Annotated in this window: 28 protein-coding genes; 13 read left to right on the top strand and 15 right to left on the bottom strand. The window is 41.2% G+C overall.

From position 1 onward, the window contains the following. Nucleotides 1-56: 56 nt before the first annotated feature. Nucleotides 57-830: an MlaE family ABC transporter permease gene (locus QUD05_RS25550; RefSeq protein WP_289798532.1), complete on the top strand. Its 774-nt coding sequence runs from the start codon at nt 57-59 to the stop codon at nt 828-830. Between the two features lie 150 nt (nt 831-980). On the opposite strand, the gene QUD05_RS25545 is transcribed toward QUD05_RS25550, so the two are convergent. After that, complete coding sequence (locus QUD05_RS25545; RefSeq protein ID WP_289798531.1) at nt 981-1,427, bottom strand: hypothetical protein; 447 nt, start codon at nt 1,425-1,427, stop codon at nt 981-983. Between the two features lie 384 nt (nt 1,428-1,811). Between QUD05_RS25545 and cruF the strand changes: the two genes are divergently transcribed. Both cruF and cruG read left to right on the top strand, forming a co-directional pair. Next, nucleotides 1,812-2,720 carry a gamma-carotene 1'-hydroxylase CruF gene (gene cruF / locus QUD05_RS25540; protein ID WP_289798530.1) on the top strand — a complete coding sequence of 303 codons (909 nt, stop codon included), beginning with the start codon at nt 1,812-1,814 and terminating at the stop codon, nt 2,718-2,720. 154 nt (nt 2,721-2,874) lie between these two features. Then, complete coding sequence (cruG, locus tag QUD05_RS25535; RefSeq protein WP_289800079.1) at nt 2,875-4,053, top strand: 2'-O-glycosyltransferase CruG; 1,179 nt, start codon at nt 2,875-2,877, stop codon at nt 4,051-4,053. 120 nt (nt 4,054-4,173) lie between these two features. Here cruG and rnhA read toward each other — a convergent pair whose 3' ends face one another. From rnhA to QUD05_RS25505, 6 genes are all read right to left on the bottom strand, one after another. Continuing rightward, nucleotides 4,174-5,082 (bottom strand): ribonuclease HI, encoded by a 909-nt coding sequence (rnhA, locus tag QUD05_RS25530; RefSeq protein WP_289798529.1) that lies wholly within the window; start codon nt 5,080-5,082, stop codon nt 4,174-4,176. A 134-nt stretch (nt 5,083-5,216) separates the two neighbouring features. After that, nucleotides 5,217-5,960 (bottom strand): M50 family metallopeptidase, encoded by a 744-nt coding sequence (locus QUD05_RS25525; protein WP_289798528.1) that lies wholly within the window; start codon nt 5,958-5,960, stop codon nt 5,217-5,219. 298 nt (nt 5,961-6,258) lie between these two features. Continuing rightward, complete coding sequence (locus tag QUD05_RS25520; protein WP_289798527.1) at nt 6,259-7,140, bottom strand: double zinc ribbon and FHA domain-containing protein; 882 nt, start codon at nt 7,138-7,140, stop codon at nt 6,259-6,261. Between the two features lie 249 nt (nt 7,141-7,389). Beyond that, a complete protein-coding gene (pgl, locus tag QUD05_RS25515; protein ID WP_289798526.1) occupies nt 7,390-8,112 on the bottom strand; it encodes a 6-phosphogluconolactonase in 723 nt (240 codons plus the stop codon). 266 nt (nt 8,113-8,378) lie between these two features. After that, a complete protein-coding gene (rph, locus tag QUD05_RS25510) occupies nt 8,379-9,122 on the bottom strand; it encodes a ribonuclease PH (RefSeq protein WP_289798525.1) in 744 nt (247 codons plus the stop codon). Between the two features lie 143 nt (nt 9,123-9,265). Continuing rightward, nucleotides 9,266-9,889, bottom strand: a complete 624-nt coding sequence (locus tag QUD05_RS25505; RefSeq protein WP_289798524.1) for an adenylate kinase family protein — start codon at nt 9,887-9,889, stop codon at nt 9,266-9,268. Between the two features lie 449 nt (nt 9,890-10,338). Here QUD05_RS25505 and QUD05_RS25500 point away from each other — a divergent pair, with 449 nt between their 5' ends. The 4 genes from QUD05_RS25500 to dut all read left to right on the top strand — a co-directional run bounded on the left by QUD05_RS25500 (nt 10,339) and on the right by dut (nt 12,902). Beyond that, nucleotides 10,339-10,875, top strand: coding sequence for a P-loop NTPase family protein (locus QUD05_RS25500; RefSeq protein WP_289800078.1), 537 nt, complete (start codon nt 10,339-10,341; stop codon nt 10,873-10,875). Nucleotides 10,876-10,961: 86 nt separating this feature from the next. Beyond that, a complete protein-coding gene (gene dcd, locus QUD05_RS25495; RefSeq protein WP_289800077.1) occupies nt 10,962-11,531 on the top strand; it encodes a dCTP deaminase in 570 nt (189 codons plus the stop codon). Between the two features lie 28 nt (nt 11,532-11,559). Further along, a complete protein-coding gene (locus QUD05_RS25490; protein ID WP_289798523.1) occupies nt 11,560-12,411 on the top strand; it encodes a dCTP deaminase domain-containing protein in 852 nt (283 codons plus the stop codon). A 56-nt stretch (nt 12,412-12,467) separates the two neighbouring features. Beyond that, the gene (gene dut / locus QUD05_RS25485; protein ID WP_289798522.1) at nt 12,468-12,902 is read left to right on the top strand and encodes a dUTP diphosphatase; all 435 of its coding nucleotides are present in this window, start codon (nt 12,468-12,470) and stop codon (nt 12,900-12,902) included. Nucleotides 12,903-13,120: 218 nt separating this feature from the next. On the opposite strand, the gene QUD05_RS25480 is transcribed toward dut, so the two are convergent. The 4 genes from QUD05_RS25480 to thyX all read right to left on the bottom strand — a co-directional run bounded on the left by QUD05_RS25480 (nt 13,121) and on the right by thyX (nt 15,641). Beyond that, complete coding sequence (locus QUD05_RS25480; RefSeq protein ID WP_289798521.1) at nt 13,121-13,456, bottom strand: XisI protein; 336 nt, start codon at nt 13,454-13,456, stop codon at nt 13,121-13,123. Then, complete coding sequence (locus QUD05_RS25475) at nt 13,444-13,860, bottom strand: XisH family protein (RefSeq protein WP_289798520.1); 417 nt, start codon at nt 13,858-13,860, stop codon at nt 13,444-13,446. The genes QUD05_RS25480 and QUD05_RS25475 overlap by 13 nt, the downstream gene beginning before the upstream one ends. Before the next feature lie 100 nt (nt 13,861-13,960). After that, nucleotides 13,961-14,818 (bottom strand): RpnC/YadD family protein, encoded by an 858-nt coding sequence (locus QUD05_RS25470; RefSeq protein WP_289798519.1) that lies wholly within the window; start codon nt 14,816-14,818, stop codon nt 13,961-13,963. A gap of 100 nt (nt 14,819-14,918) precedes the next feature. Then, on the bottom strand, nt 14,919-15,641 hold the full coding sequence (gene thyX / locus QUD05_RS25465; RefSeq protein WP_190942978.1) for an FAD-dependent thymidylate synthase: 723 nt from the start codon (nt 15,639-15,641) through the stop codon (nt 14,919-14,921). A gap of 204 nt (nt 15,642-15,845) precedes the next feature. On the opposite strand from thyX, the gene QUD05_RS25460 reads away from it, so the two are divergent. Together QUD05_RS25460 and QUD05_RS25455 are read left to right on the top strand one after the other, a co-directional pair. After that, nucleotides 15,846-16,061 (top strand): CAB/ELIP/HLIP family chlorophyll-binding protein, encoded by a 216-nt coding sequence (locus QUD05_RS25460; protein ID WP_094348273.1) that lies wholly within the window; start codon nt 15,846-15,848, stop codon nt 16,059-16,061. Nucleotides 16,062-16,207: 146 nt separating this feature from the next. Further along, nucleotides 16,208-16,789 (top strand): thioredoxin family protein, encoded by a 582-nt coding sequence (locus QUD05_RS25455; protein WP_289798518.1) that lies wholly within the window; start codon nt 16,208-16,210, stop codon nt 16,787-16,789. A gap of 122 nt (nt 16,790-16,911) precedes the next feature. Here QUD05_RS25455 and QUD05_RS25450 read toward each other — a convergent pair whose 3' ends face one another. Beyond that, nucleotides 16,912-17,424, bottom strand: coding sequence for a hypothetical protein (locus QUD05_RS25450; protein ID WP_094348271.1), 513 nt, complete (start codon nt 17,422-17,424; stop codon nt 16,912-16,914). A gap of 897 nt (nt 17,425-18,321) precedes the next feature. On the opposite strand from QUD05_RS25450, the gene QUD05_RS25445 reads away from it, so the two are divergent. Then, nucleotides 18,322-19,536 (top strand): type I restriction endonuclease, encoded by a 1,215-nt coding sequence (locus QUD05_RS25445; RefSeq protein ID WP_289798517.1) that lies wholly within the window; start codon nt 18,322-18,324, stop codon nt 19,534-19,536. 182 nt (nt 19,537-19,718) lie between these two features. Here the strand turns inward: QUD05_RS25445 and acsF are convergent, their stop codons facing one another. Then, nucleotides 19,719-20,795: a magnesium-protoporphyrin IX monomethyl ester (oxidative) cyclase gene (gene acsF, locus QUD05_RS25440; RefSeq protein ID WP_289798516.1), complete on the bottom strand. Its 1,077-nt coding sequence runs from the start codon at nt 20,793-20,795 to the stop codon at nt 19,719-19,721. 46 nt (nt 20,796-20,841) lie between these two features. Between acsF and QUD05_RS25435 the strand changes: the two genes are divergently transcribed. Beyond that, nucleotides 20,842-20,979 (top strand): hypothetical protein, encoded by a 138-nt coding sequence (locus tag QUD05_RS25435; RefSeq protein WP_289798515.1) that lies wholly within the window; start codon nt 20,842-20,844, stop codon nt 20,977-20,979. 586 nt (nt 20,980-21,565) lie between these two features. Then, nucleotides 21,566-22,063: a TM2 domain-containing protein gene (locus QUD05_RS25430; protein WP_289798514.1), complete on the top strand. Its 498-nt coding sequence runs from the start codon at nt 21,566-21,568 to the stop codon at nt 22,061-22,063. A 73-nt stretch (nt 22,064-22,136) separates the two neighbouring features. On the opposite strand, the gene QUD05_RS25425 is transcribed toward QUD05_RS25430, so the two are convergent. Then, nucleotides 22,137-22,742 carry a DUF2996 domain-containing protein gene (locus QUD05_RS25425; RefSeq protein ID WP_289798513.1) on the bottom strand — a complete coding sequence of 202 codons (606 nt, stop codon included), beginning with the start codon at nt 22,740-22,742 and terminating at the stop codon, nt 22,137-22,139. Nucleotides 22,743-23,124: 382 nt separating this feature from the next. Continuing rightward, nucleotides 23,125-24,171, bottom strand: coding sequence for a DMT family transporter (locus tag QUD05_RS25420; protein ID WP_289798512.1), 1,047 nt, complete (start codon nt 24,169-24,171; stop codon nt 23,125-23,127). Nucleotides 24,172-24,427: 256 nt separating this feature from the next. Between QUD05_RS25420 and QUD05_RS25415 the strand changes: the two genes are divergently transcribed. Further along, nucleotides 24,428-24,790 carry a hypothetical protein gene (locus QUD05_RS25415; protein ID WP_289798511.1) on the top strand — a complete coding sequence of 121 codons (363 nt, stop codon included), beginning with the start codon at nt 24,428-24,430 and terminating at the stop codon, nt 24,788-24,790. The last annotated feature ends 200 nt before the right edge of the window (nt 24,791-24,990 follow it).

Below are 24,990 nucleotides of genomic sequence, written 5' to 3'. Positions count from 1 at the left end.
AGAAAATTGATATAACAACAAATGTGCAAAAAAAGTCAGTCGTAAGGACGATAAAATTGCAACCAAAAACAAAATTTGAGCAATCTGGGATTACACGCTGTTTCGCAGCAATACTGCTCTTTGGTCAAGTGTGGCTACATTTACTCCAAGGGAAAACCTACTATCGCAAGATTTTGCAACATCTTGTTACCGCTGGACCAGGTTCTATCTCTCCAGTTCTCCTTGTCAGCGGTTTTGCAGGAATGATTTTTACTATTCAAACGGCGAGGGAATTAGTAAGATTTGGCGCTGTTGATGCAGTGGGAGGTGCTTTTGCCTTAGCTTTTTGTAGAGAATTAGCTCCAATTTTGACCGCTAGTATTATGGCGGGACAAGTAGGTTCTGCTTTTGCAGCAGAAATAGGTGCAATGAGAGTTACCGAGCAAATTGATGCACTTTATATGCTCAAAACCGATCCAATTGATTATCTAGTACTTCCTAGAGTAATTGCTTGTTGTTTGATGGTGCCTTTGATGACGATTTTGGCTTTAGTTACAGGCATCATTGGCGGAGTTTTTGCCGCATCAAAGTTCTACCAAATTATTCCCGAAACATTTTTAGAATCAGTCAGAAATTTTTTAGAACCGTCAGATTTGTTTATTATTTTGCTAAAAGGGTTTATTTTTGGAGTGCTGGTTGCTGTCATTGGCTGTAGTTGGGGTTTAACTACGAGAGGGGGAGCAAAGGAAGTAGGAGAATCGGCAACAAAAGCAGTTGTTACTAGTTGGGTATCAATTTTTATTATGGATTTTTTCCTATCTCTAATGCTGTTTGAACACCCTGCATTTTGAACCCAAGTAAGTATTGAACAAAACAAAATTCCCGACTTTTTAAAAAGTTGGGAATTTGAGCTATAAAGGAAATTGTAGGTAAATAATACTACTTCTAAAGGATTGGCGTAACCCAACCCAGGCATCGCTTGCTTTTTCTGGTATACTTCATCACATTAACGGCATTTGGGAGTATATGAACTTGTAGATTAGCGCACCCAAAGCTAAACCTCCCAATGAAAAGATAGAGGTAGTGGAAAAAGCTAACCCTTCCCTAAGACCTGCTCTTTGAAAGTCTATCCTGACTAATATAGTCGCTGAAATGATAAGTAAAGTATCAAGAAATACCCGAAACCAGGCAATCATAATAAAGAATAAGAAAGCTGCTAAGACGGCAACGCCAAAAGACCTGGTATTTGATTGCAGAAAAAGACTGTAGTAATATGTCATCTTCGTCCAAGGAGCGGTCAACGTTATGATTAAAAGCAAGATAGCAATTACAGTTGCCACCCACACAAATATAGGAGCACGTGTTTCTGATATTACCCAGCCCAAAGTACTGTAACTTAGCAGTACTAGTGCCAGGGACACCCAAGGAACTCTTTTCAAAATTGACATGGGTTTATATTTCTAGTACAAGATTAAGGTTTTATCACATAAATAAGTGTAGTAACTCAAGACTTTATTTTGCTTGAGGACTTGCTCAGTTATGATGGTCTTCTCCCTTCACGATATCCCAGTATCAAAGGAGTTTTTTAAAATATGGAAGGAAGTGAGACAAGAAAGCAGAAGTTCTTACAGATAAAATTATGTAGATTTTGAATATATGGCTTAGACTAGTAAGTTTAGCATCATATTTTTATAGCTTCAATCAATAGACTTTTATGCTGTTCCCAAGAAAGCTAAACAAGTTTGTCGAAAATTGCGGTACAAAGTAGTTAAAAGATTTGTAAACTGTTAGCAGCCGAGTAGCCGCGTGTCACATCTTGTTAAGGAATTATCATGAGACAACTTATTATTGCTGAACGCGTATGCCTCATTGGTCATATCGCGTCAAAAGCCTTTGGACTGGTAGGGATGCTACTGGTAGTACCTAATGCCGAAATAATTTTCAACTTATCGCAGGTAGGAGAAACTGCCGTACAGTTAAGTATGGCTGGCGGCGGTGTAGTTGATATCATCTTAGGGACAGTAGCTGTCTCTATTTATGCCTACCGGACGTTGGGATTAGGAACTTGGCTAGCATTTATGCTACAAGCTATGTTTATCTCTTTGGGAAGTGAACTACTGGGAACTAGTACAGGGTTTCCATTTGGTGATTATAGCTACTTGAGTGGCTTGGGTTATAAGATTGGAGGGCTAGTTCCTTTCACAATTCCTTTATCTTGGTTTTATGTTGGGCTGTCGTCTTACTTAATTGCGAGAACTGGTTTGAAAGTGGCTCAAAAACCCAGTTGGGGTCGCCATATTGCTGCGATAGCCGTTGGTGCTTTGCTCTTCACTTGCTGGGACTTTGCCCTTGAACCAGCTATGAGTCAAACTTCTCTGCCCTTCTGGTATTGGGAACAACCAGGAGCTTTCTTTGGAACACCTTACCAGAACTATGTAGGTTGGTTTGGTACTAGCGCTCTGTTTATGAGTGTGGCAGGATTATTGTGGAGAAATACCTCGATTAAACTAGAGCGATCGCAACTCAATCTGCCATTAGTCGTTTATTTAACTAACTTTGCATTCGCCGCCGGACTAAGCTTGGCAGCTGGATTTTCTATCCCTGTGTTACTTGGCTTATTGCTAGGTGTGATTCCGGCTGTGGTGCTGTGGTCAAGGAGTTCAACCACACTGGCTCAAGTTACTGTTGAACCAGTAACCAAAGAAGTATCAGTAGCAAAGGTTGAAGTTGCCTTGAAATAAGTCTATTTGGGAGCAGAGGAGACAAGGAAACAAGGGGGAATTTATTGAACAAGTCTCTCCCTTGTCTCTTCTCCATATCCAATGCCCTATGCCCATTTATTTTGTATAGTCGCAATTTTAATTGTTAAGTATTTTGACAACATTAGACAACGCTTTGATAGTAGAAAGCGCCATTTCTCTTTTATTGCTACTTATCCAAGTACCAGCAACGGCGATTCTGTTTTCGCGCTTGTTGAAGGGGCCAAGACGCCATCCTCCAATAGAACCACAACAGCCGACACCGGAGCTTTTGGGTAAGGTTAGCATCGTTGTTCCCACACTGAACGAAGCGCTTCGCATTAGCCCTCTGTTGGCTGGTTTAAGTCAGCAAAGCTATGAAGTTCGAGAAATTATGGTTGTAGACAGTAAATCGAGTGATGGAACGCCCGATTTAGTCAAAGCCTCACAGCAGAAAGATCCGCGCTTTCGCGTGATAACAGATGATCCCTTACCCTCTGGTTGGGTGGGGCGTCCTTGGGCGTTGCATAACGGTTTTCTATATAGCTCAGAGGCTAGTCAGTGGTTCTTGGGGCTGGATGCTGATATCCAACCGCATCCTGGTTTAGTTGCTGGTTTGGTGAAAACGGCCGAAGCACAAGGCTATGATTTGGTTTCTCTTTCACCCCAATTCATCCTCAAATATCCTGGGGAGTGTTGGCTACAATCGGCTTTGTTAATGACTTTGCTTTACCGATTTGACCCAGCGGGGATCAATACAGAGCAACCAGAACGAGTAATGGCAAATGGGCAGTGTTTTTTGTGTCGTCGCTCCGTTTTAGCTGCTGTAGGTGGTTATAGCAGTGCCAGAAGTTCTTTTTGTGATGATGTCACGTTGGCACGCAACATTGCTATCCAAGGTTATAAGGTGGGCTTTTTAGATGGCGCAAAAGTGTTGAAGGTACGAATGTATGAAGGGGCGATGGAGACGTGGAAAGAATGGGGGCGGAGTCTCGACCTCAAAGATGCAACTTCTCGCTCTCAGTTGTGGGGAGATTTATGGCTACTCACATCTGTTCAAGGTCTACCCCTTTTAATTGTCCTGACTTTTTTGTTGATTTCTCCCCCACTCTCATATTCGCCCACTCCCCCACTTCTGCTGCTGGGACTGAATTTATTCCTGTTGGTGATTCGCTTTGCGATGCTAATAGCGATCGCACCTTCCTATGATCGCACAAACGCTAAAGCAGGCTGGTTATTTTGGGTTTCCCCTTTGGCCGATCCCTTAGCTGTACTGCGAATCTTTTTATCTGCATTCCGCACCCCACGCGAGTGGCGAGGACGCAAGTATATTTAGTGGGGCATTGGGCATTGGCCAAACAGGGCATCGAGAAGAGACAAGGTAGACAAGGAAGAGGGGGAAGACTTGGGACATACTTGTTCAATAATTCCCCCTTGTCCCCCTTGTCCCTACTCCCTACTCCTCTTCCCCTCCTACTTTATCCCCGCGTTCCAATTCCCAAAGAATTTGATTTCCTTCACGGCGTACCCGTGACACTATCCAGTTTCGCCAGCGCCATTGATCTCCACGACTGGTGACAGCGCTGGCGTGGACATCCATCAAGTCTGCTAACTCAGAACTGGTGATTAAGTAGCCTTTTTCAGAAATTTCGTCAGCTATACGCAGAGTTTCGACCAAGCTGCGGAGTTGTGAAACCCTCATTTCTGGAGGTTTTTCATCGGTTACGGCCGCAGTTGGCCCGGTTGATGGTTCCATAACGGTTATTTCTGGTGCAGAAGTACTGATTTCTTGCGGACTTTGGTTAGTTATTCTAGAGTTTTTTTCATAATCAGCTACTTTTGCTACATTTAGTTCATTTTTGGAAGGTAAAGATTTATAAAAATCTGTGGAAGATAATTTTTGTAGGGAAGGGGTTTTGCCACTTGCATAAGTGCGAGCGATCGCATCACAACGTTCGTTACCTATGTTACCAGAATGTCCCCGAACGTATTGCCATTTTACTTGTTGGGTATTGAGTTCATCTAAGATTTCTAAAAGGTCTTGGTTTTGGACGGGTTTACCATCTGACTTTTTCCAGCCTTTATTTTTCCAGCCTTTCACCCACTTGGTAACACAGTTAATCAGGTATTCGCTATCGGTATGAAGGGTGATGGGTTGGGCTTGTTGAGATGTTTGCAGAAATTGAAGGGCGGCGATCGCAGCTTGCATCTCCATTTTATTATTAGTGGTATGAGGGGATGCATCGCCCATTTCGTGGATTGAGCCGTCGCTGAAGTAAACGACAACACCCCAACCGCCAGGGCTAGGATTGTCGGTGCAAGCACCATCGGTGTATATGCTTTGAATTATGGGTTGGGTGGACATGTTTAGGGTATCGAACCGCGAAGGTAGAAGTTATTAGCGGCGAATTTTTTAACAATATCCAGGCTATTATACTGATAAATTTTTACTTTAGTTCTGAAATCGCTTTGATGCTGCCTCTTACTCACTCTTACTGATTACTCAGAACGATAAGCAACACGGAGACTTTGGATTAAAATCACCAGAGATGCGATCGCCATTAACCCGCCCCAAAACCAGTAAGGTAAAAGCAAATATCGCTGCATTTGCGCTGTATCAGAAATTCCAAGGGAACCAGCAGAACTACTAAATAGATAATCGAGTTGATGGTACGTACTTACACAAGCTTGTACACCCAAAAATTGAATGACAAACCCTTGCGCCCAGCGAGGTGCTTTCAGGGAAATACCCAAGATTATTAAACCTAGTAAGGGAATTGCTACCAACCCAAACCAGGAACGCACCCAAATTAATGTAGAAAACAGCAAAAAACTGCCTAAAATTTTTAAACTTAGAGAAGCTGCTGTAAAACTGCGGGAAGCCAGAATCAAAGCTGCACCAGCAAAAGGCGGTCCCATTGGCCCTGCTGCGGCGATTATTGCCGGACTAATTGGCCCCAATGACGACCGGAGTCCATAAGTTGCGACACCGGAACCATTGCTAAAAATCTCTAATTTCTGAAACTGTCCTCCTAATAGGAGTGCCATTAAGCCGTGACCCATTTCATGAAACCAAGTTGCCAGAATTGTAAATGGGTATAAGATATAATCCCCTCCTGGTACTTGCCACAGTAAAGCAGTTGCGATCGCTGCTGCAACTAGCCAGGTTAGCCCCATACGTTCAACAACTGGCGGGGCTTCTTTGGTAAGCAAGGTTTCAAAATTTTTACTAGGTTCCCTCATAGGTCACTCAATTTTGGATTTTGGATTTTGGATTTTAGATTTTAGATTTTCTGAAAAATTCAAAATCTAAAATTGGCAATGTATTTCATCCATCCTAGTGTAATTATTAAGGGAATGGAGTTGCTGGANNNTGTAACAATTTGCACCTCGAAGCGACGGCTGTCAACTATGGCGCTATCAAGAACAACATAGTTATCCGTCGCTTGTCTGATGCAGTTCATTTGTTGCTCCTCCAAAATGGATGCCGGAGGATGGGCAGAAAATACTTAGACTGATGTCACAATTTAGCAAGAATCAGTTAAGCAAGTTGAAAGAGGAATGTCATTAAGTCTCCTTTACCCAAGCTGATGCGATCGCCTGGTCGCAAGCGATGACGGTTCCCTGGTAAAAGTGGCAAATTATTGATGTAAGTGCCATTAGAACTTCCCACATCCTCTACATAATGGGCATCTCCCTCGACGCGAATATCTGCATGAATCCGCGAGACAATTTCGGAATTGGGAAATCCTGAAACATCTATATCTGGAGGAATCCGGTCATTAGGCTTGCCGATATGAATCACAGAGAAATTTTGCGGCAATTCAATTAAGCGATCGCTTTGAACGTGGAGTAACCGCGCTGTAACCTGCTGCAATTGCGTTCTGGCAGCAGTTGCAGTTGGTGCTGGTGCTGCTGGCGGGGGTACTTCGGCTTCGGAGGCTGGTGCTGGTTCCACAGGTGGTGGAGTCGGAATACTACTTTGTCCAGAGACTACGGGTTGAGCTACAACGGTTGACACAGCTTCTTGAGGGCTGCTTTCTGCAATAGGCATCTGTGGCGTAGGTTCTGGGGGAACTGCCATCTCTGTTGGTGGTAAAGATGATTCGGGAGGATGGGAGTTAGTAGAACCGCTCATTCCCAAAGCATCTGGTTGTAAAAGTTCTAACAATGGATCGGGTGGAACTAACGCTGGCACTTCCACAGGAATATCGGGAGTAACTGTTGTAGCTACTGCGGGATGAACGTGTGGAACTCCTGCTGAGTGAAGGTTATAGCCACACTGACCGCAGAATGCAGCATCTGCCTGCACAGTTGCCCCACAACTGGGACAATTAGTAGTCGCAGGTAATGGTGTATAGCAAGCTTCACACTGGACAGCGCCATCAGGATTGGGATGATTGCAATTAGGGCAGACGATCATCGATATTTAGCCTTTGTTCAAGATCATCATAAATAGTAGGTAGGACTGGCAAGCAGAGGGCGGCCCTAGCTTTAGATTCTAGCAATTACTGCTAATGGAACAATGAATTGGACACTCTTACACGGGGAAGGGGAGCGGGGAAGCAGAGGGGTAGGGGAGCAGGGGAGCAGAGGAGAAGTTCAGTAAGTTTTTCCCCTCTGCCCCTCTGCCCCTTTGCACCTCTGCCTCTTGTCCCCAATGCCCCATTCTTCAATGTTGAAGTTCCAAACCTGCTGCCGCATCCAGCAGCCACCAAAGTTCTCCTTGGGGCTTAATTAAGCGGGATGGGTAAGTAAAGTCATCGGCTACAGGTGCAAAGACTTGCGCTAAAGCTGGTCGTTTATTAGCACCAGCAACCAGAAAAATCACGCTACGAGCAGAGTTGATGAAGGGGTATGTGAAACTTATCCTGGGGTTTCCGTCTTTGTTACCCACAGTCACAAGGCGATCGCGTACTTTAAGAGCTTCTGTGTGGGGAAACAAAGATGCGGTGTGTGCATCATCACCCATTCCTAGTAATACTACATCCAAGGGGGGAAACTCGACCCCAGAAGAATTGAAAAATTCTTTGAGATGTTGTTCATACTTGGCAGCAGCCAGTTCTGGATTGGCTTCTAAAGTTGGTACGGGGTGAATGTTAGCCGCTGGGATGTCAATGCGATCTAGCCACGCACGACGCGTCATCAGTTCATTGCTATCGGGGTGATCTGGTGGTACGTAACGCTCATCCCCCCAGAATATATGAATTTTATCCCAAGGTAGTTTTTGAGTAGCGATCGCTTCGTATAACGGTTTAGGTGTACTGCCACCAGACAAGGCGATGGTAAACCGCCCCCGCTGCTCAATGGCAGTTTCTAACTTGGACAGAATTAATTCTAGCGCTCGTGCAACCAGCGCCAGCTGATCCGGTAGAACTTCAACGGTTTTGTTCATGGCTTCATCATCATATTGCTGGCTTCCAGCAATACAATACCGAACTTATTACAATCCCCCTTTTTAACTTTTGAAACATTTAACATCGTGGATTAAGTAAACTGGAAAAACGTAGACCTCCTTATCACCTTCAAGGGTAAGTTTTCAGTAGTCAGTCGTACTAACTACTCTCATGATTATTTTTATTTACATCGCAGTTACTTGATACTTTGTTGATTAACGCCATAAAGGATACATTTATTAATTCTTATTAAAAATTAATAAACCTAATTAATCACCAACAACGTTTCCCAGTTAGGGATCGCTTCACGTTGGGCAATTAACAATTCCTGAATTCCTTTTTGGGCAATATCTAGCAGTTGATCCAGCTGAGTACGGCTAAAGCTGCCTTCTTCGGCTGTTCCTTGGACTTCAATGATTCCCAGATGTTGATTCATCACCACATTAAAATCTACTGTTGCAGCCACATCTTCGATATAATCTAGATCCAAAAATGGCTCTCCCTCCAGTAATCCTACGGAAACTGCCGCTACCTGTCCACACAAAGGCGATCGCTCCAACACGCCTTCTTGCAATAATTTAGAAATTGCATGAGCCAAGGCCACAAACGAGCCTGTAATGGCTGTTGTCCGAGTTCCGGCATCTGCTTGCAACACATCAGCATCTACAGTCAGCGTGCGTTCTCCCAGTGCCTCAAAATCCACTGCTGCGCGTAAGCTGCGGCCAATTAAACGCTGAATTTCTTGCGTCCGTCCAGATAATTTCAATAATTCCCTTTCTTGGCGTTTTTGTGTAGCAGATGGTAGCATTCGGTACTCAGCAGTTAGCCAGCCTTTACCAGTTCCTTCAAGAAACTTCGGAACTCCCTTATTAACGCTAACAGTACAAAGTACCTGAGTATCACCGCATCTTGCGAGAACAGAACCGGGGGCAAAGCGGGTGAAACTGGGGTGAAAGCTAATCGGACGTAGTTCGTAGGGAATCCGACCGTCAGGACGCTGCCAAGCCATTGGAATTGCCTCAAGTTTTACAATACTGCCTTAAGATTACCTTAGTGTTGTAAATCATCTTTTTGGGCACTGGGCATTGGCAATAATTTTTCCAAACTCCTAACTCCTAACTCCTAACTCTCCCACTCAGCACTCAGTACTCTTCAAGGAACTGAAAGCAGAGTCAAAATATTTTGCTGTACCATTTCTGGCGATTGGTCGCCGTTGATGGTCAATAAGCAGCGACGACGGTCGTAATATTCTAGGATGGGAATGGTGCGATCGTAGAATAATTCTACACGGCGCTGCACGATTTCTGGTTGGTCATCTGGTAGCGATCGCCCCAAGGATCGACTAACCATAACTGCTTCCGGGACTTGGAGATAAATTGCCCAATCTAGCTTTTGCCCTAAATCATCCAATAAAAAATCTAATTCTTCAGCTTGGAAGGCAGTACGGGGATAGCCTTCTAACACCCAATCGCAATTAATATCTGGTTGTCTGAGGCGAATTCGGATCAATTCAACGATCGTTTCGTCTGGAACTAACTCCCCTTTTTGCATGTAAGGCCGTGCGTGGTAGCCTAGTTCACTCAAGCTAGCGTAAACCGAAAGAGAAGTCCGGGGATCGGCTTCCAACCATCGAAATTCCGGTAGGGGCTGATTGCCAGATATTGCTTCTCGTAAAATCTCACCTGTGGAAATCAGAGGAATATCAAAGTATCTGCAAAGCCTTTGTGCTTGAGTGCTTTTTCCCGATCCTGAACCTCCCAGAATCACCAATCTCACAACGATTTACTCCTCATCCTGTCAAATTCACTACTAGCTAAGTCTGTTTTGCCCAAACAACCGACAAATTTAACATTTAGCGATTTTTAGGCGTTGTGCCTAGCTTTTTTAAATAATTGGAACTAGAGATTTTATGTTTTCATTTTTACAACTCATTACAGAGGAAAGACGAAAACTTACAGCAGTTAGCGGTTTTATAAACTACATCTAGAGACGTTATATGCAAAGTCTCTACAGGCTTTCGGGTTTTGTCTATGTACTTCATTTATCTGAAATCTGCTGTAAATCAAGCAGAACTCTTGACTTCAATACAAACCTAGTGTTGACTAAGAATGCAATTTGCCAAATCCACCACACCTGTGAAAAACAGATTGATTATACAGGCAAATTTGTCAGTTTTACCGCCAGTAATAACCCTTTACTTATTGTATTTTTTTGAACTTAACTTTATGGTTGCCCAGCTAGAAACTCAAAGTATCAATTCAACCCTAACTCTACCATATCCAGTTGAAGGTCTAGTGCAAGTTTTCACTAGCTCACATCGTAACTTTTTCACGAGTGTGATGGCTCAATCACTGAGAATAGCTGGACAAGGAACGCCAGTATTAATAGTACAGTTTCTCAAAGGAGGTATCCGCCAAGGGCAAGATCGACCTATACAATTAGGACAAAATTTAGATTGGATTCGCTGTGATTTGCCTCGTTGTATCGATACACCACATTTAGACGATACAGAAAATCAAGCCTTACAAAAGCTGTGGCAGTATACACAACAAGTTGTGTGTGAGAGTAAGTATTCTCTCGTGGTGTTAGATGAGTTAAGTTTAGCGATCAACTTTGGTTTAATTCCTGAAACAGAAGTTTTAGCGTTTTTGGCAAAACGCCCTCCCCACGTCGATATTATTCTCACAGGGCCAGAGATGCCAAAATCCCTCTTAGATGTAGCAGATCAAATTACAGAAATCCGTCGGAGTTATCGACCTTAAACAAAAGACTCAATTCAGGATATCCTAGTAATTCCGTTTGAATTAGCTGTGAAGTTGTGATTAAAAACGATATCTGGATTACTGAAATGGCTCAACAGGGTCTAATTTCACCCTTTGAGCCAAGTTTAATCCGAAAAGTGCAAAAAGATGGATCGGTAGCAGTTAAACATGTAATTAGCTACGGTTTATCTTCTTATGGCTACGATATACGCCTTTCTTCGGCCGAGTTCCGCATTTTTCGTCACATTCCCGGAACTGTGGTCGATCCCAAAAACTTTAATCCTCAAAATCTGGAGCCAACAGCACTGCATACCGATGCTAATGGCAGTTATTTTATTTTACCTGCTCATTCCTATGGACTTGGGGTTGCTCTAGAAAAACTAGAGGTTCCTGAGAATATTACTGTAATTTGTATTGGAAAATCTACGTATGCACGTTGTGGCATAATAGCAAACCTAACGCCTGCTGAGGCTGCATGGCGAGGTCATTTAACTTTAGAATTTTCCAATTCTTCCAGCGCAGACTGTCGCATTTACGCTAATGAAGGAGTGGTGCAATTGCTATTTTTAGAAGGCGAACCCTGCGCTATTAGTTATGAAGCAAGACAGGGTAAATATCAAGATCAGCTAGAGATTGTAACTCTAGCTAAAGTCTAAGTAATTCAAAATAAATAAGGAGTTATATATGACTATTCTAAGTAACGTAGATATAGAAAAGGAAATTGGATTAAATATAGCGATTTACCCCTTTTCTAAGCAAAAATTAAGAAGTGCAAGTTATAATTTAACAGTAAGTAAGTTGGCTTGGAATTTAGAGACAAAGCAAAGTATATATGATATAAATACTAACAAAATTACTATTGTCAAAGGCTCAACTGCATTAATACAGACTAATGAGGCTGTTTGGGTTTCTAATAAGGTCGCCGGAACATATCATTCTAAAGTAGCACTTGTATCTAAAGGGCTATCACATATTGGTACAACTTTAGATCCAGAATATATAGGTGTTTCATTGATTACAGTACACAATTATGGCAACGAAGATATTATTCTAATTGCTGAAAAAGATACTTTTGTGAGTTTAATATTTTACTATGTTGTGACAGAAGCATCTATTTTACAAGGTAGTAATTTACCAGGTAAAAGAGAAGTCTTACAGGGATTTACTGTAACTCAGGATGAAAATAATTGGCTAGATGAAGATTTTAGAAACATACCAGATCAGTTAAAATTAAAATTAAATGAATGTCCTGATTTCCAAAAGATTTTTGAAGGACGCAAATTAGAAAATGAAAAAATTAAAAATGAAGCAGAAATAAAATTTAAATTGGAACGGCAAAAGCGAATATCAAAGATTAAATATATAAGTTCTTTATTTTGTTTCTTTTTTTTGATGGGTTTACTATTATATTTGTCTTTTAATAAGGATGAGCTAGAAAAAAAGCCTTGGTATGATTTAGCAGTAAATTCTGTATATACAGTACTATTTGTTATCCCTGCCTCTTTGTTAGCAAAAGCATTTAATGATTTAAAATAGTAATTAATCAAGTAAAACATAATTACAGCAAACAAGTTATATACGAAATAATAAATATGAAACTCAAAATAATGAAGCTTAATAAACTAGCTATTATTCCTAAATATGAACACAATGATGATTCAGGTTTAGACCTCTTCTCAACTGAAGATGTAGAACTTTTGCCTGGTACAACTCAACTTATACATACAGGTATTGCAATAGAATTACCTCAAGGGACTGAGGCTCAAGTACGCCCTAGAAGCGGTTTAGCACTCAAGTATTCAATTACTGTTCTTAACACTCCAGGGACAGTAGATGCAGGCTATAGAGGAGAAGTTGGCGTTATTTTAATTAATCATGGCAAAAGTTCCTTTCAGGTCTTAAAAGGAATGAAAATAGCTCAGATGGTTATTACTCCAATTATTCATGTTGATGTTCAAGAAGTAGAAAACCTAAGTGAAACTACTAGAGGAAATAGTGGATTTGGTTCAACAGGGATGACTGTATAAAAAATAAAATAATCATTAGTAAGTTATTTCAAAATTAGCCATAAAGTGTAACGTAGGCTAAACCTTAAGTATCAAAAAATCTAAATTGTCTTGGATTTTAGCTTTTGAAGTTTTCAATGATTGATTGAAAATAACTCTCGTAGAGATTTATTCGCCTAACTGGATCTGACGATGATCGCTCTAAATCATACCCAAAAATCAAAGTGCGATCGCTTGCTTTATCCCACTGCAAATTCTGTCAGCTTTCGCATATAAGGAGGCTGATAAGCCAGCACTATATCTTGCTTAGGAATACCATATTCTATTAATTCATTAGCCACGCCAATCTCAGTCCCATCATACTGAATCCAAATCTTACCATCTCGAATATCTAGATGAATTAAACAGCCATAAACTCGACGACGATTTTCCCACCCCGTATTCACAACTTGATAATGATTTTGTTGCACATCAAAAATAGTTTGTCGTTCGATTTCACCATAGGCAGGTTTAATCTGAGCATGAATTGTCAAAACTTGCTGAATGATTTGTCTATACTTTGCTAGTTTATCCATCGTACAATTACCTCATTTTCCGGGTCAAATACTAGCAGTTTCAATTGATATTCATGAATACTCAGTTGTGGCAATTGCCGTGAAAAAAAATCTTCATAAGTTGCTAGCGGAACTGCTAAATAGAGAACTCGCTCTGGTTCTTTTAGTTTTAGTGCAACTCGATAATTTAAACATTGTCCTAAAGCTGTATGAAATTCGGAAATTGCAGAAGGAGCAACAAAACTCTTGATTTCTACAGCAATTCTTTCGTCTTGTTTTTGGGCAGCGATTAACCGTTCTGCACCCAGATCAATTTGCAATTGTCCATCTGCTAAATCAATAGACAGTGGATCGTGTGTAATTGTCCAGCCATCTTTTTGCAAAGCCAATCTAACTAAATTATGGAAAATATCTCTTGCAGACATTCATTAAAATTTTAAGTGTAATAACTCGAAAATTTTATAGTCTAAACTTTCATCATATTCTAGCTCTCAGCCAGGAGTTGGTGCGATCGCTTGCTTTATCCTACAAAACATTCCGTAACTCTTGAATTGTATTTGCTACAACAATCTTGCGTAAAATCTCTTTCAATTGCCCTAAGTCAGAAATTTGCGAAATTTGCGACATCAACTCCAAACCATCGCTGCCAAATTTTGCTTCTAAACTTGTTTCGATGCTAGAGATTATTCCACGTACTTCTCCTTCTGCTTCTCCTCGTGCTTGTCCCTCACGTAAAATTTCTTGATACCAAGGTGACTCTCTTAAGACTGTCATATCCCACCTCATGATTTCCTGAACTAAAGTACTTTCTAATACAAAGGTTGCAAAAAATGCCAGAACTGTCTCAAGTTGATTTAATTGCTCGTCAGCACGCAGCATTCGCAATGCTTCCCTAATTGTAGACTCGTTTTCTCCGCCTTTGAGAATTGGTACAAAGGGAAGCAGCGACGGTAACGGCGTCTCAAAAGCAATATTTACGTCAACCTCCCAGAGATTGATTACGCGGTAATCTTGAATTGCCCTTAACCCGATAAAATTAGATGCAAAACTTGTAGGTATTTCGCTGTTGCTAATTTTGAGAATGTTAATCAGTACAGGGTACGTTTGTAGTTTATATTTCTCTTCCGCAAGAGCAGCATAAGCACGCATCCGACGCGGCATTTCTGATGTGTGGCGTAACTGTAACTCATTGAGGATGAGAAATTTTCCGTATTGGGGACTTTCAGCCTGAATTACAACATCGCTTTGTCGGCTAATCCATTGGAATTCTGTATTTAAGATTTCGCCTGTAACAATGTCAGGAATTCCTGTCACCCATTTTGCCCAATTATTTGGTGCAAGGCTGATTAATTTTTTAGTGCTAATATCGACAGCTTTGTTCATCAAAAAAATAGATGCGATCGCCCTAAATCAAACCCAATAAATCCGAGGATAATCGCTTCGCCTTATCCTACCGCAAATTCTGTCAACTTTCAGCCATTATCTAAGGTGCTAACCTGGCTTTACCTAGACGCTGCTTTTCATACCATTGTGCGATCGCAGGTGCCCAATCTTCAAAATGAGGCCACATCATTTCACACAACTTTTGAATTTCCAATTGAGCATCTTTTTTATTTCTCAGGTCACAAAAATGTAAGAAAGACCTCAAATTAAAACTAACTACAAAATGCTGGCGATAGTCAAAAGGCACTTTACCTCTAGCGTGTTCTTCAGACATTCCACCCTCAAAATCAGCTTTATATCGTTTAGCTGCTTCTAAACACCACTCCAAATCTGCTGCTCGTTGCTCTGGTGAATAGTGATACTTTTTGCCTTGTCTATCAGTGTAATAACCAACGGGACGTAGATAAAAAACATCTTCTATGTCTTTCTTGCCTTCTACTACGTCAATAAATTGGTTGCCTGTATATCTAAAAGATTGTACATCAAATGATACAGAAACGCGATGAGTACGGGCCTGCTGCATTACACTGTGGGGAAAGTAGCCACAATTGAAAACAATCTGGGGATGCTCTAAAGGCCCATAGTGTCCCCTCTCACCCGCTAAAAGCCGCTTAACAATAACTTCGCCGCTTTGTGACTCAGAAGGCCAGGAGTCGCGCTCATCAAACACGAACCCATCGGTATAGTCCTGGTGCATCGCGGCATAAATCACCTGCTGCGGGTTTGGTGTTTTGGCAATAACCTCTACTCGAAATCGATGCATTAGCTGTTGGGGAATGGATTTGTGATTGAAAGTGCTTACGCACAAGGAGCGGAGCCTGTTGCTTAGACATGTATTTGAACTCGATTCATCATCATATCTTTTCTCTGGCTTGCTTGGACTACTACTTGATTAGATTAAGATACTTTACAAATATTAATAACTTTGTTACAGTTATTTACATAAAGAGAAAACAGGGAAAAATCCATGCGTACAAGTACTGCTATCATTGACGACCAAGGCAAGCTGAACAACTTTGCGATCGAGCCAAAAGTATATATAGATGAACAAGGCGATCGCACTGGTTTCACTCCCTATGCAGAAATGCTTAACGGTCGGTTAGCAATGATTGGTTTTGTCTCTCTGATAGCATTAGAAGTATTCACAGGACACGGTATTGTTGGTGTTTTGGCAAGTCTGTAAAAACTAATTTATTTAAAATAAATCTAAAAAAATTATAAGAGACGGTAAATTTACCGTCTCTTATTTTATGGAAAACTTAGTGCTAGAGTGAAAATATACTGATAACAAAAGCCGTTAGTTATCAGCGTAAAAATATTGGGTGAACTATGGCTTTAACTGCTTCAACTATGTTGCCGCTAGGCACTAAAGCGCCAGATTTTAATCTACCAGAAGTAGTATCTGGAAAGGCAACTTCACTTTCTACCTTTGCAGATAAAAAAGCACTATTGGTAATGTTTATTTGTCGCCATTGCCCGTTTGTAAAACACGTCCAACAAGAATTAGTGCAGTTAGGAAGAGATTATTTTACAAGTGATTTAGCGATCGTTGCTATTAGTGCTAACGATGCAAAGAATTATCCAGATGATGCGCCAGAGTCGTTACAAGCATTTTCCACAGAACAAGGGTTTAATTTTACCTTATGCTACGACGAGAGCCAAGAAACGGCGAAGGCTTACACAGCAGCTTGCACACCAGATTTTTTTGTATTTGACGATCAACGTCAACTTGTTTATCGGGGACAATTAGATGATAGCCGCCCCAGTAATGATAAACCTGTAACAGGTGCAGATTTACGCGCAGCCATTGAAGCAGTGCTAGCGGGTAAACCTGTTACAAGTGATCAAAAGCCGAGTGTTGGTTGCAATATTAAATGGAAACCTGGAAACCAACCCAGTTATTTTGGTTAAGAGGGATTGGGAATTGAGATTAGGGGAGAGGTGACAGGGGAGAGGTGACAGGTGACAGGAAATAATCTATACCCTGTAACCTGTAACCTGTATCCTGTTATCTTCTTCACTCCCCACACTTATCAATGTTTAATTTCCAAATTCAGTATGTAGCATCCTAATTGGACTTTTTCTGCCCACAATTCATATTCCAGCCGCAAATTCTCTGGCAAAGGATGTCCGTTGAGAGTTAGGCTACGAGTAAAATTTCGTAAACGAATCGGATCGTTAGGTTGCAATGACTCAGTTGGCAACCAATAGCGACTAATGCCATAAACACCCTGTTCCCAAAAGTGACGGTAACTCACTTGAGCATTACCTTGCATAGTCATGATGACTCGGTAAGGGGAAATCTCCAGCCACAAAATTCTGGGACTGTTAGGGGCGTAAGCTTTGCTCTTGCTTTGAGGAAGTGTGTCTTCTGGACTGATGACACTCTCCACTTCGCAGCTAATTAAAGGCGGTGCGGTCATCAGTAAATGGAATCGATCGGTATCTTTTTGATACAATGTGGCAGCAGTTTCGACAACAGACCAGATCGGTAGGTCAGTGGAAATCAGTGATAAGCACACGGGCTTGCGGTGATGGGTCAGCATGGGAGCGATAAGGGCTAAAAGCTATTGAACAAAGTGAAATGAACACTCTAGCTGTCTAATAGGTCTGGCTAAGAAACTAAATAGTAAAGCAGGCTTAATATTAATGAATCCGTTGATTTGTTAATAAGCTACACAAATCTGGATGAAACAGGTAGAATGTCAGCTTACACAGTAAAAATGGTACTTTTATCTAGAGAGAGCTAATTCGTAAGTAAAGCTTGTAAATATTCTAAGGCTATAGCCTCAAAACAGTGGCAGTCGTTTTAGATGCTAAAAAACCTTCTTCAGGGAGACTTACCGTAGATTGGAGTAAGTTTCATACAGCCAAAAGCAATAGGATACTAGGAAGGAAGTCACCAGAAGCGACAAACTAAGTCGCTGATGAACTTCCGGTGTATTCAAATGCCAGTGTATCCTAATGTCGGCTTCTGTTATATCCGTAAAAACTCACGAAAACCTTTCTCAACAATATTTTGGTGAGTAAAAAGTAAAATTCATTCACTCAGCAATATTTTCGTCTGCCTATTGTGCGTCTCGCAGAAAAGAAAGAGCAAAGATTTCCATTTCAAAGCAGCAACGGCAAGTTAGCTTGTATTAAAAAGCCCACGGATGAATTCGTGGGCTTTATAGCTTGAGCATTTTTTTGAGAATCGCTATAGGCTGAAGCTTCATAAAAAATCATTCTGATTTATTTTTATTCATTACCGATGTCATTGCACCTGTGAACAAGTCATGAGTGTTACAGGTGGGTACTTATTTGGGAATACTTTTATAGGAGTGATAAAAAAGGCGATCGCACTAACACTTTCAATTCAAATGTACTATGTCACCTTACAATCACTCTTATTTTACAAAAAAGACGTATAAATACTCAATAATCTACCAGGAGGAAACAAGATGGCATTCACTGAAGATATTACCAAGCTATCTGAACAAGTGCGTAAGCGGGCTGACCAAGTTGTTGGTGAAGAATCTACTAAGATGGCACTGATTGTTCCTTTTTTGAGTGTTCTTGGCTACGATGTCTACGATCCTAGTGAAGTAATACCGGAATACGTGGCAGATTTTGCTATTAGAAAAGCAGGGCAGTTTGAAAAGGTAGATTACGCTTTAGCTATTAACGGTACTAAAGTTATGCTTGTAGAAGCAAAAGCCCGTGGTCAAAAAGCTGAGGCACATGATGGACAATTGAGCAGATATTTTAATGCACTTTCGACAACAAAAGTAGCTATCGTCACTAACGGTATTGAATACCGTTTTTTTACAGACTTGCGTGAAACAAATGTTATGGACAAGGAGCCATTTTTTACTTTTAACATCCTGGAATATGATACCAAAGATATTGATAACCTCAAATTCTTTCACCGTGATAATTTTGAGGTTACAGCTATTACTAATCATGCCGAGGAAATGGTTTATGTCAAAGGCATGACTCAACTTCTAGGAAATCTTTTACGTTCTCCTTCTGAAGAATTTGTTCGCTTTTTAGTGACTGAACTTGGTACAGTTGCTCCTAGTTATGAAATTAAAGGTCGAATTACTGGTAAAATTATTGATAAATTCAAACCAATTGTTAAAAAGTCGATTCAGGGAAGTTTAGTGGAGTTAATGACTCGCTCACTTACTCCAGTAATAGATCAGCCTGTTGAACCTCCAATAGACATAGATAATGGAGAAGTTGATATACAACCAGATCCTCAAGAATCAAAAGTAGTAACAACTGCTGAAGAAATCGAAGCTTTTGAAAAAATTAAAGCAATTACGCAAACCTCAACGAGTTACAATTATCAACTCCAATACAAAGATACTGTTTCATACTTTGGTATCAATCTTGTTGGCAAAAGTACTTGGTGGTTTCTGCGGCTGTATCTATCTTCGCANGAAAAAAGTTTTGTTACTCGACTAAGTGTAGATGAAGTAAAGTCGCTAGCTTCAAACTTTGAAGTGCAGGAAGTAACAGCTTCTCTGGGAGATGCCGCATCAAAAGTAATTATTTCTTCTGTCGGTGATTTAGATAAGCTGACATCACTGATTCTCAGATGTTACGAGGCAGAAGCAGCCAAGCATCAAACATTGACTCCAGACTTAATCAGAATGGAAAAATCAGCTTAACTCAAGGGATTTACTACAAAACTACACCTAAGCAACTATCTCCGATTTTTGCCTGCTAACAAATTAGCCGCACTACTAATTGGTTGACATATCAGTAATCATTGGCTTGAAAAAAGGACAAAAAAAGTGGCTCTGCAATCAGCAGAACCACCAAAGCTTTCGCAAACAAACCTGTTATCTAATTAACGAACTGCCCCTTGAGCAGAAACAGTATCAATCGGTTTCATCAGGTACAGGCGTAATAACTGCCAGCCATTGGAGATGTAAAGCGGCAGTTTTTGGAAGATTTGCAGGAATTTGGGAGTATTGGAGTTAGCGATCGCACCCAACTTTTCATTATTGCTTATACAAACATCCAACCGCTCATAAAACTCTGGATTCTCTACATCCAGCATCAGCGGGAATACCCGACCTGCGTTTTCGTTGGTCTTCTGAATTACATGGATATCGTATTCTCGCGCATCCAATCCAAGGGTGGCATAAAAGTCCTTGCGTTGAATGTCATTGAGATACATGGTCGCAAATACCGATAATAGGAAGAACCGACTCCACAGCCGTGCTTTCCAATCATTCAACATTTGCGGCTGAGATTTCATGACCGCATCAAAGAAATCACCATGACGGTTTTCATCCTGACACCAGTTTTCAAAGAACCGGAAGATTGGATAAACTCGGTCTTCGGGATGTGCTTCTAAATGGCGATAAATGGTGATGTAGCGCCAATAACCGATTTTCTCAGAAAGATAAGTAGCGTAGAAGATGAATTTCGGTTTAAAGAAGGTATAACTGCGACTCTTAGTCAAAAACCCTAAATCTAGGGACAGATTAAAGTCCGACAAGGCTTTATTCAAAAAGCCAGCGTGTCGTGCTTCATCCCGTGACATCAGGTTAAAACACTCTGCCAATACAGGGTTTTTTCCTTTCAAGCGACGGCCGAGTTCTTTATATAGCAAAAAGCCAGAAAACTCTGCTGTACAGGAACGTTCTAGAAATTCAACGAACAACTTGCGAGTTTCCCCGTCAATGTGATCCCAGGATTGTTCAAACTCGGCATCCCGAACAAAGTGGTGGCGGTTGTAGTCCGTGCGGAACTCTTCGAGAATGGCTTGTAACTCGTCTTCGTTGACGGAGATATCCATCCGTGCCATTTCATCAAAATCGGTAGTATAAAACCGAGGTGTTAACAAGGTTTCTTTTGCCGGGACTTTAATCCCTGGCCGGATTTCTTCAAAGCCTGGTTTTTTGAGGGAATCTACCATGTCTTGATTTCTCTTTCGTCTTTATTATCTTAAGTAGACCTTTGGGGTGACGCTCTTACGTCCCTACCGCCACGGTAACGGCAGTTCCTCATGGGGAGCCAGTGCGTTGGGCGGCTGTGCCGACTTGTTCGCGCAGCGTCTCCCCTTGGGAGAAGCAACTGGCGTGGAAACCCTGTTGGTGTGAGCCTCTCCCTTTGGGAGAAGACCGGACTGCTTCACCAGAAATGCTCCGGCAAACCGTAACAGCCCACAATAATCCAATTGTATAAAGTTCAGTCTACCAAGGTGCGGGTGAGAAATTTCTAAGCAAAACATTAAGAGTTGCAACAATCATTCAATATTTGCGGAATCAAAAATCGCGGATTGGTAGTCAAATAAATATAGTTCAGCAAGCAGCATTATCTCGTTCAAGTGGAGTAGCACTCACCTCTTAATTTTCAAAGCACTACTATCTCAGTAATTTTCTCTGGTTGTTACTACAATAAATTCATAGGGTTCTACTAATACGTTGGGCATCTTAAAATTAACAATCCATGAGTAGCATAATTACTGAAAAAATCTGAGTACTTTAGTTATTTTTTGCACCTTTCTCACTAATTGGAGATTAGACAGTGCCCACAACTTCAAATCAGAAAAGCATTGTCTATTATGAAAATTGTTAGAAAGCAACTGGTGCAAGATGTAAGTCTAGCTATTAGCACTTGGTATAAAAAGCAGTCCGAAAAAACCATCTTAAACAACAAGAGTAAATCCAAAAGGTTGAAAACAAGATGAATCTTGAAAACAATCAGCAGCAGAAAGACCGACTTCTTGTCTCTTATATTTTGTGTGCAGTCGGATTTATCGGGGTGGGAGGATTACAGCGTTTCTACAATGGCAAGATCGGAACTGGTTTGTTATGGCTGTTGACTGGTGGTGTGTTTGGTATAGGGCAGTTCGTGGATTTATTCTTTATCCCCAATATGGTTAACGAATACGAACACAACTTGAGATTAAAAGCGGGTGTATCTCCCTTTGGTGTGCCGTTGAATCAAGCAGTAGTTGCTTCTCAAGTCCACCGCCCAACAGGCAACCAACTTATGATGAAACTGATTGAAGCGGCGGAAAGCAAGGGTGGTATTTTAACTGTCACTCAAGGCGTAAAGTTTACAGGAGCGACCTTTGCTGAAGTGGAAGCTACTCTCAAAGAGATGTACAAATCAGGTTATGTAAAAATTGATAACGACCCCAATACTGGAGCCGTTACCTACCATTTCCACGAACTTTAATTATTATTAGTCATTTGTCATTTGTCCTTTGTCCTTTGTTAAAAACTAATGACCAATGACCAATGACCAATGACTAATTTCTACCTAACCACTTTTGACCGTCTAAGCGCTGAACTAAGCCAAATACCAACAAATCGAGGGTCGTTTTGCGCTCATCGATTAAGAATGACTCAAGAGTGCTGGGTTTTTTGCCTTCATTACAAGAAAATCCCTTTTTTCCTTGAATATCTTCTTCGGGGAAATACAGGTTAAACTGACGCTTACCAATTTCTGACCAACTGCCGATAATTTGCCAGCATTCTTCGGCAGATTCAAAGCCAGTGATTGGCATCTTCTGCTTGGCAAAAGACACCTGTAAATCTTGCACACCTTTTTGAGCGATCGCTTTTTGTAAAGCTGGCAAGTAGTCTTGCTCAATGAACTCTACAAATGGCTTATCTTCAACAGATGGGGCTTTTTCCTTTTTAGCGGCTTTAGCTGCGGCGGGTTTTTCTCCTGTTGCGTCGGCGGCGGGTTTTTCTCGCTTGGGTGGTATAGCAGTTGGTTTAGCAGCTTTGGGATCTGGCGCGTTGGCAGTAGGAATATCTGTGGCTTCGGGTGAGTCTGTACTAGGAACCTGCTTGTCAGCAGTGGTGGGAGCTACTTCTCCCGCTTGATTTTGATTGGTTGGGTCTGCCATTGCTCAGGTCAATCCTTTAATCTAGCTTTGGGAGCGATCGCTCACCTTGATGTATCGGGTATTTTTATTTTGACATACTACTACCGCTGTGCAGAATTCGTAATTTGTATTTGTAATTTGTAATTTATATAGCGGTTCTCGGTTGAGTGAGGTACAATAACCCCACCGCCAACCCCCGCTCTTCGAGAGGAGGCTAAGATGTACCTCATGTGACTAGGAAACGCTATATACCACAAGGGTTTCATTTATTTGGGATGGGTGGTTTACTTGCAATACTGCTCGGTTAAGGTAAGAGACGCGATGAATCGCCGTTAAGACAATATTCAGTCTTTTGTCTTAACGGCGATAAATCATATCTTTAGCGATCTAGAATTTTCATCCTTCAAATCCCTTTGAATCCCATACCAGTTTCTACCTGTTGCTGTGCTGGAGTAGAATTTACCTTGCTGCTAGAAGTCTGACGCTTGGTGCCAACTTGGCTCAAGAATATACCTCCTAAAATCAAGCTACCGCCAATATATTGAGGTTGGGTAGGGGCTTCACCCAAAATTAAATAGGCTGCTATAATTCCCACAATTGGGCCAAATGAGCTAATTAGGGAAGCTGTAGATACAGTGGAAGTTTTCAAGCCTTTAACCCAAAAAGACTGGCCTACCACCACAATCAACCCGCCATAGAGAAACATCCACTGCCACAAGAATGGTGAAAGTACATCAGCAAAATGATCCTTGCCATAGAGGACTAAAGCAATGAAGAAAAAGATTACAGTTCCAAGTGCAGTCCGAAAGATGCTGTAGATTCCCAAAGGAATCTGCGAAAGATGTTTCTTGCTAATAATCGTAGAAGCGGCTATGGCCACAGATGCGGCTGCGGTCAAAAATTCCCCTATGCCTAAACCAAAACCTCCCATGTTCATCATGGTTCCTGTTGCCAGCTGAAGGATAATAGTTAGGATAACGCCAACAAAAGCTGCGATCGCACCAATAAATTCCCAAATATTTACCCGTTCTCTCAATAACCAAACTGATAAAGCCAAAGTTAGAGGTGGTTCCAAGCGTCCCACCAAGATGACATTATTCACCCCTGTGAGTGCGAGTGCCTGGAAAATTAAGCCAGGGGCTAACGCTCCTGATAAGATAGCTACTGCTGTTAGACTGACCCAATCCTTCCTTGAGAGTTGCTTCAAAGTAGCTTTGTTCCACTGCCGCCCATAGATTAGGATCAGAAGTATCAAGGCGCAAAGGTTTCCCACGAATAAAACATTACACAAAGAAATCGGATTGCGATTATCGATAAAATGTTGAGCACCAATTTCTGTTAGCTTCCGAGTAACAGCGCTAGATGCTCCAAAAATTAGCATTGCTAGCCACAGATATGTTTGTCCTGAAATTCTATAGATTTGGCGATGTGGTTTTTTGGGTCTAGTCACAATAACATCACTGCAATGAAAGCATTGCTCATTATATTAAGTTACCTTAACGCGCTTCAAAATGAGGTTTCGTTGAGAAAATACTTAAATTATCCTGTGACTTTGAGCAGCCATGATTAGCTGAGAAAATGCTGAGAATTAATTAAATTTTCTCAAAGGATAAATTCATGAAAATAGTGGCTTAGTTTCAATAAGCTCTCACTGCCACCTGAGATGCTTGGGATGTTCAGGATAAAACAAAGAAGAGAAGAAACAAATGAAACTCGCACCCTTACTTACAAGCGTAGCCTTGGTTGGTTTTTTCACAGTTTGGGACGTACCATTAAAGGCGATCAATCCTTCATTAGTCCAGGCATCAGCAGCCGAAGAAATGTCTGTAGCACAAAAAATAGACTTGCTTACTAAGAGTAAGGGTCAAATTGGTAGTGGCGATCAACTACGTCGTTTCTTTTTTGCTGACTTGGAACCAATCGGTATCCAGGTAGGTGGTGCAGGCCATGTAGTTAACCTTTATAACAAAGCTAATGATGTCACATTCGCTTACTGTTCGCATTACGATGTGATTGTTGCCATTAAGAAAGGTAAGGTAACTAAATTTGAACCCAGCGAAGTGAAGTAATAATAAATCCACTTTCTAATTAATATTTTGCTGAAACTAGAGGAGCAATTTGATTGCATCTAGGTTGCAATATATGAAGAAAAGCCCGGAGTCACGGAAACGTCTCCGGCTTTATGCTGTGCGTTTGCGCTTTAGCAAAAGTCTGATTTAGTCCTTCTCAAAAAAAATATTAAGTTTCTGGAAGATCGGGTCAAATAGAA

The organism is Nostoc sp. GT001 (genome assembly GCF_030382115.1).
In the GTDB taxonomy this organism is placed as follows: domain Bacteria; phylum Cyanobacteriota; class Cyanobacteriia; order Cyanobacteriales; family Nostocaceae; genus Nostoc.
Note: the sequence above shows the minus strand (reverse complement) of the source record. Positions and strands in the feature narration are given on the sequence as shown.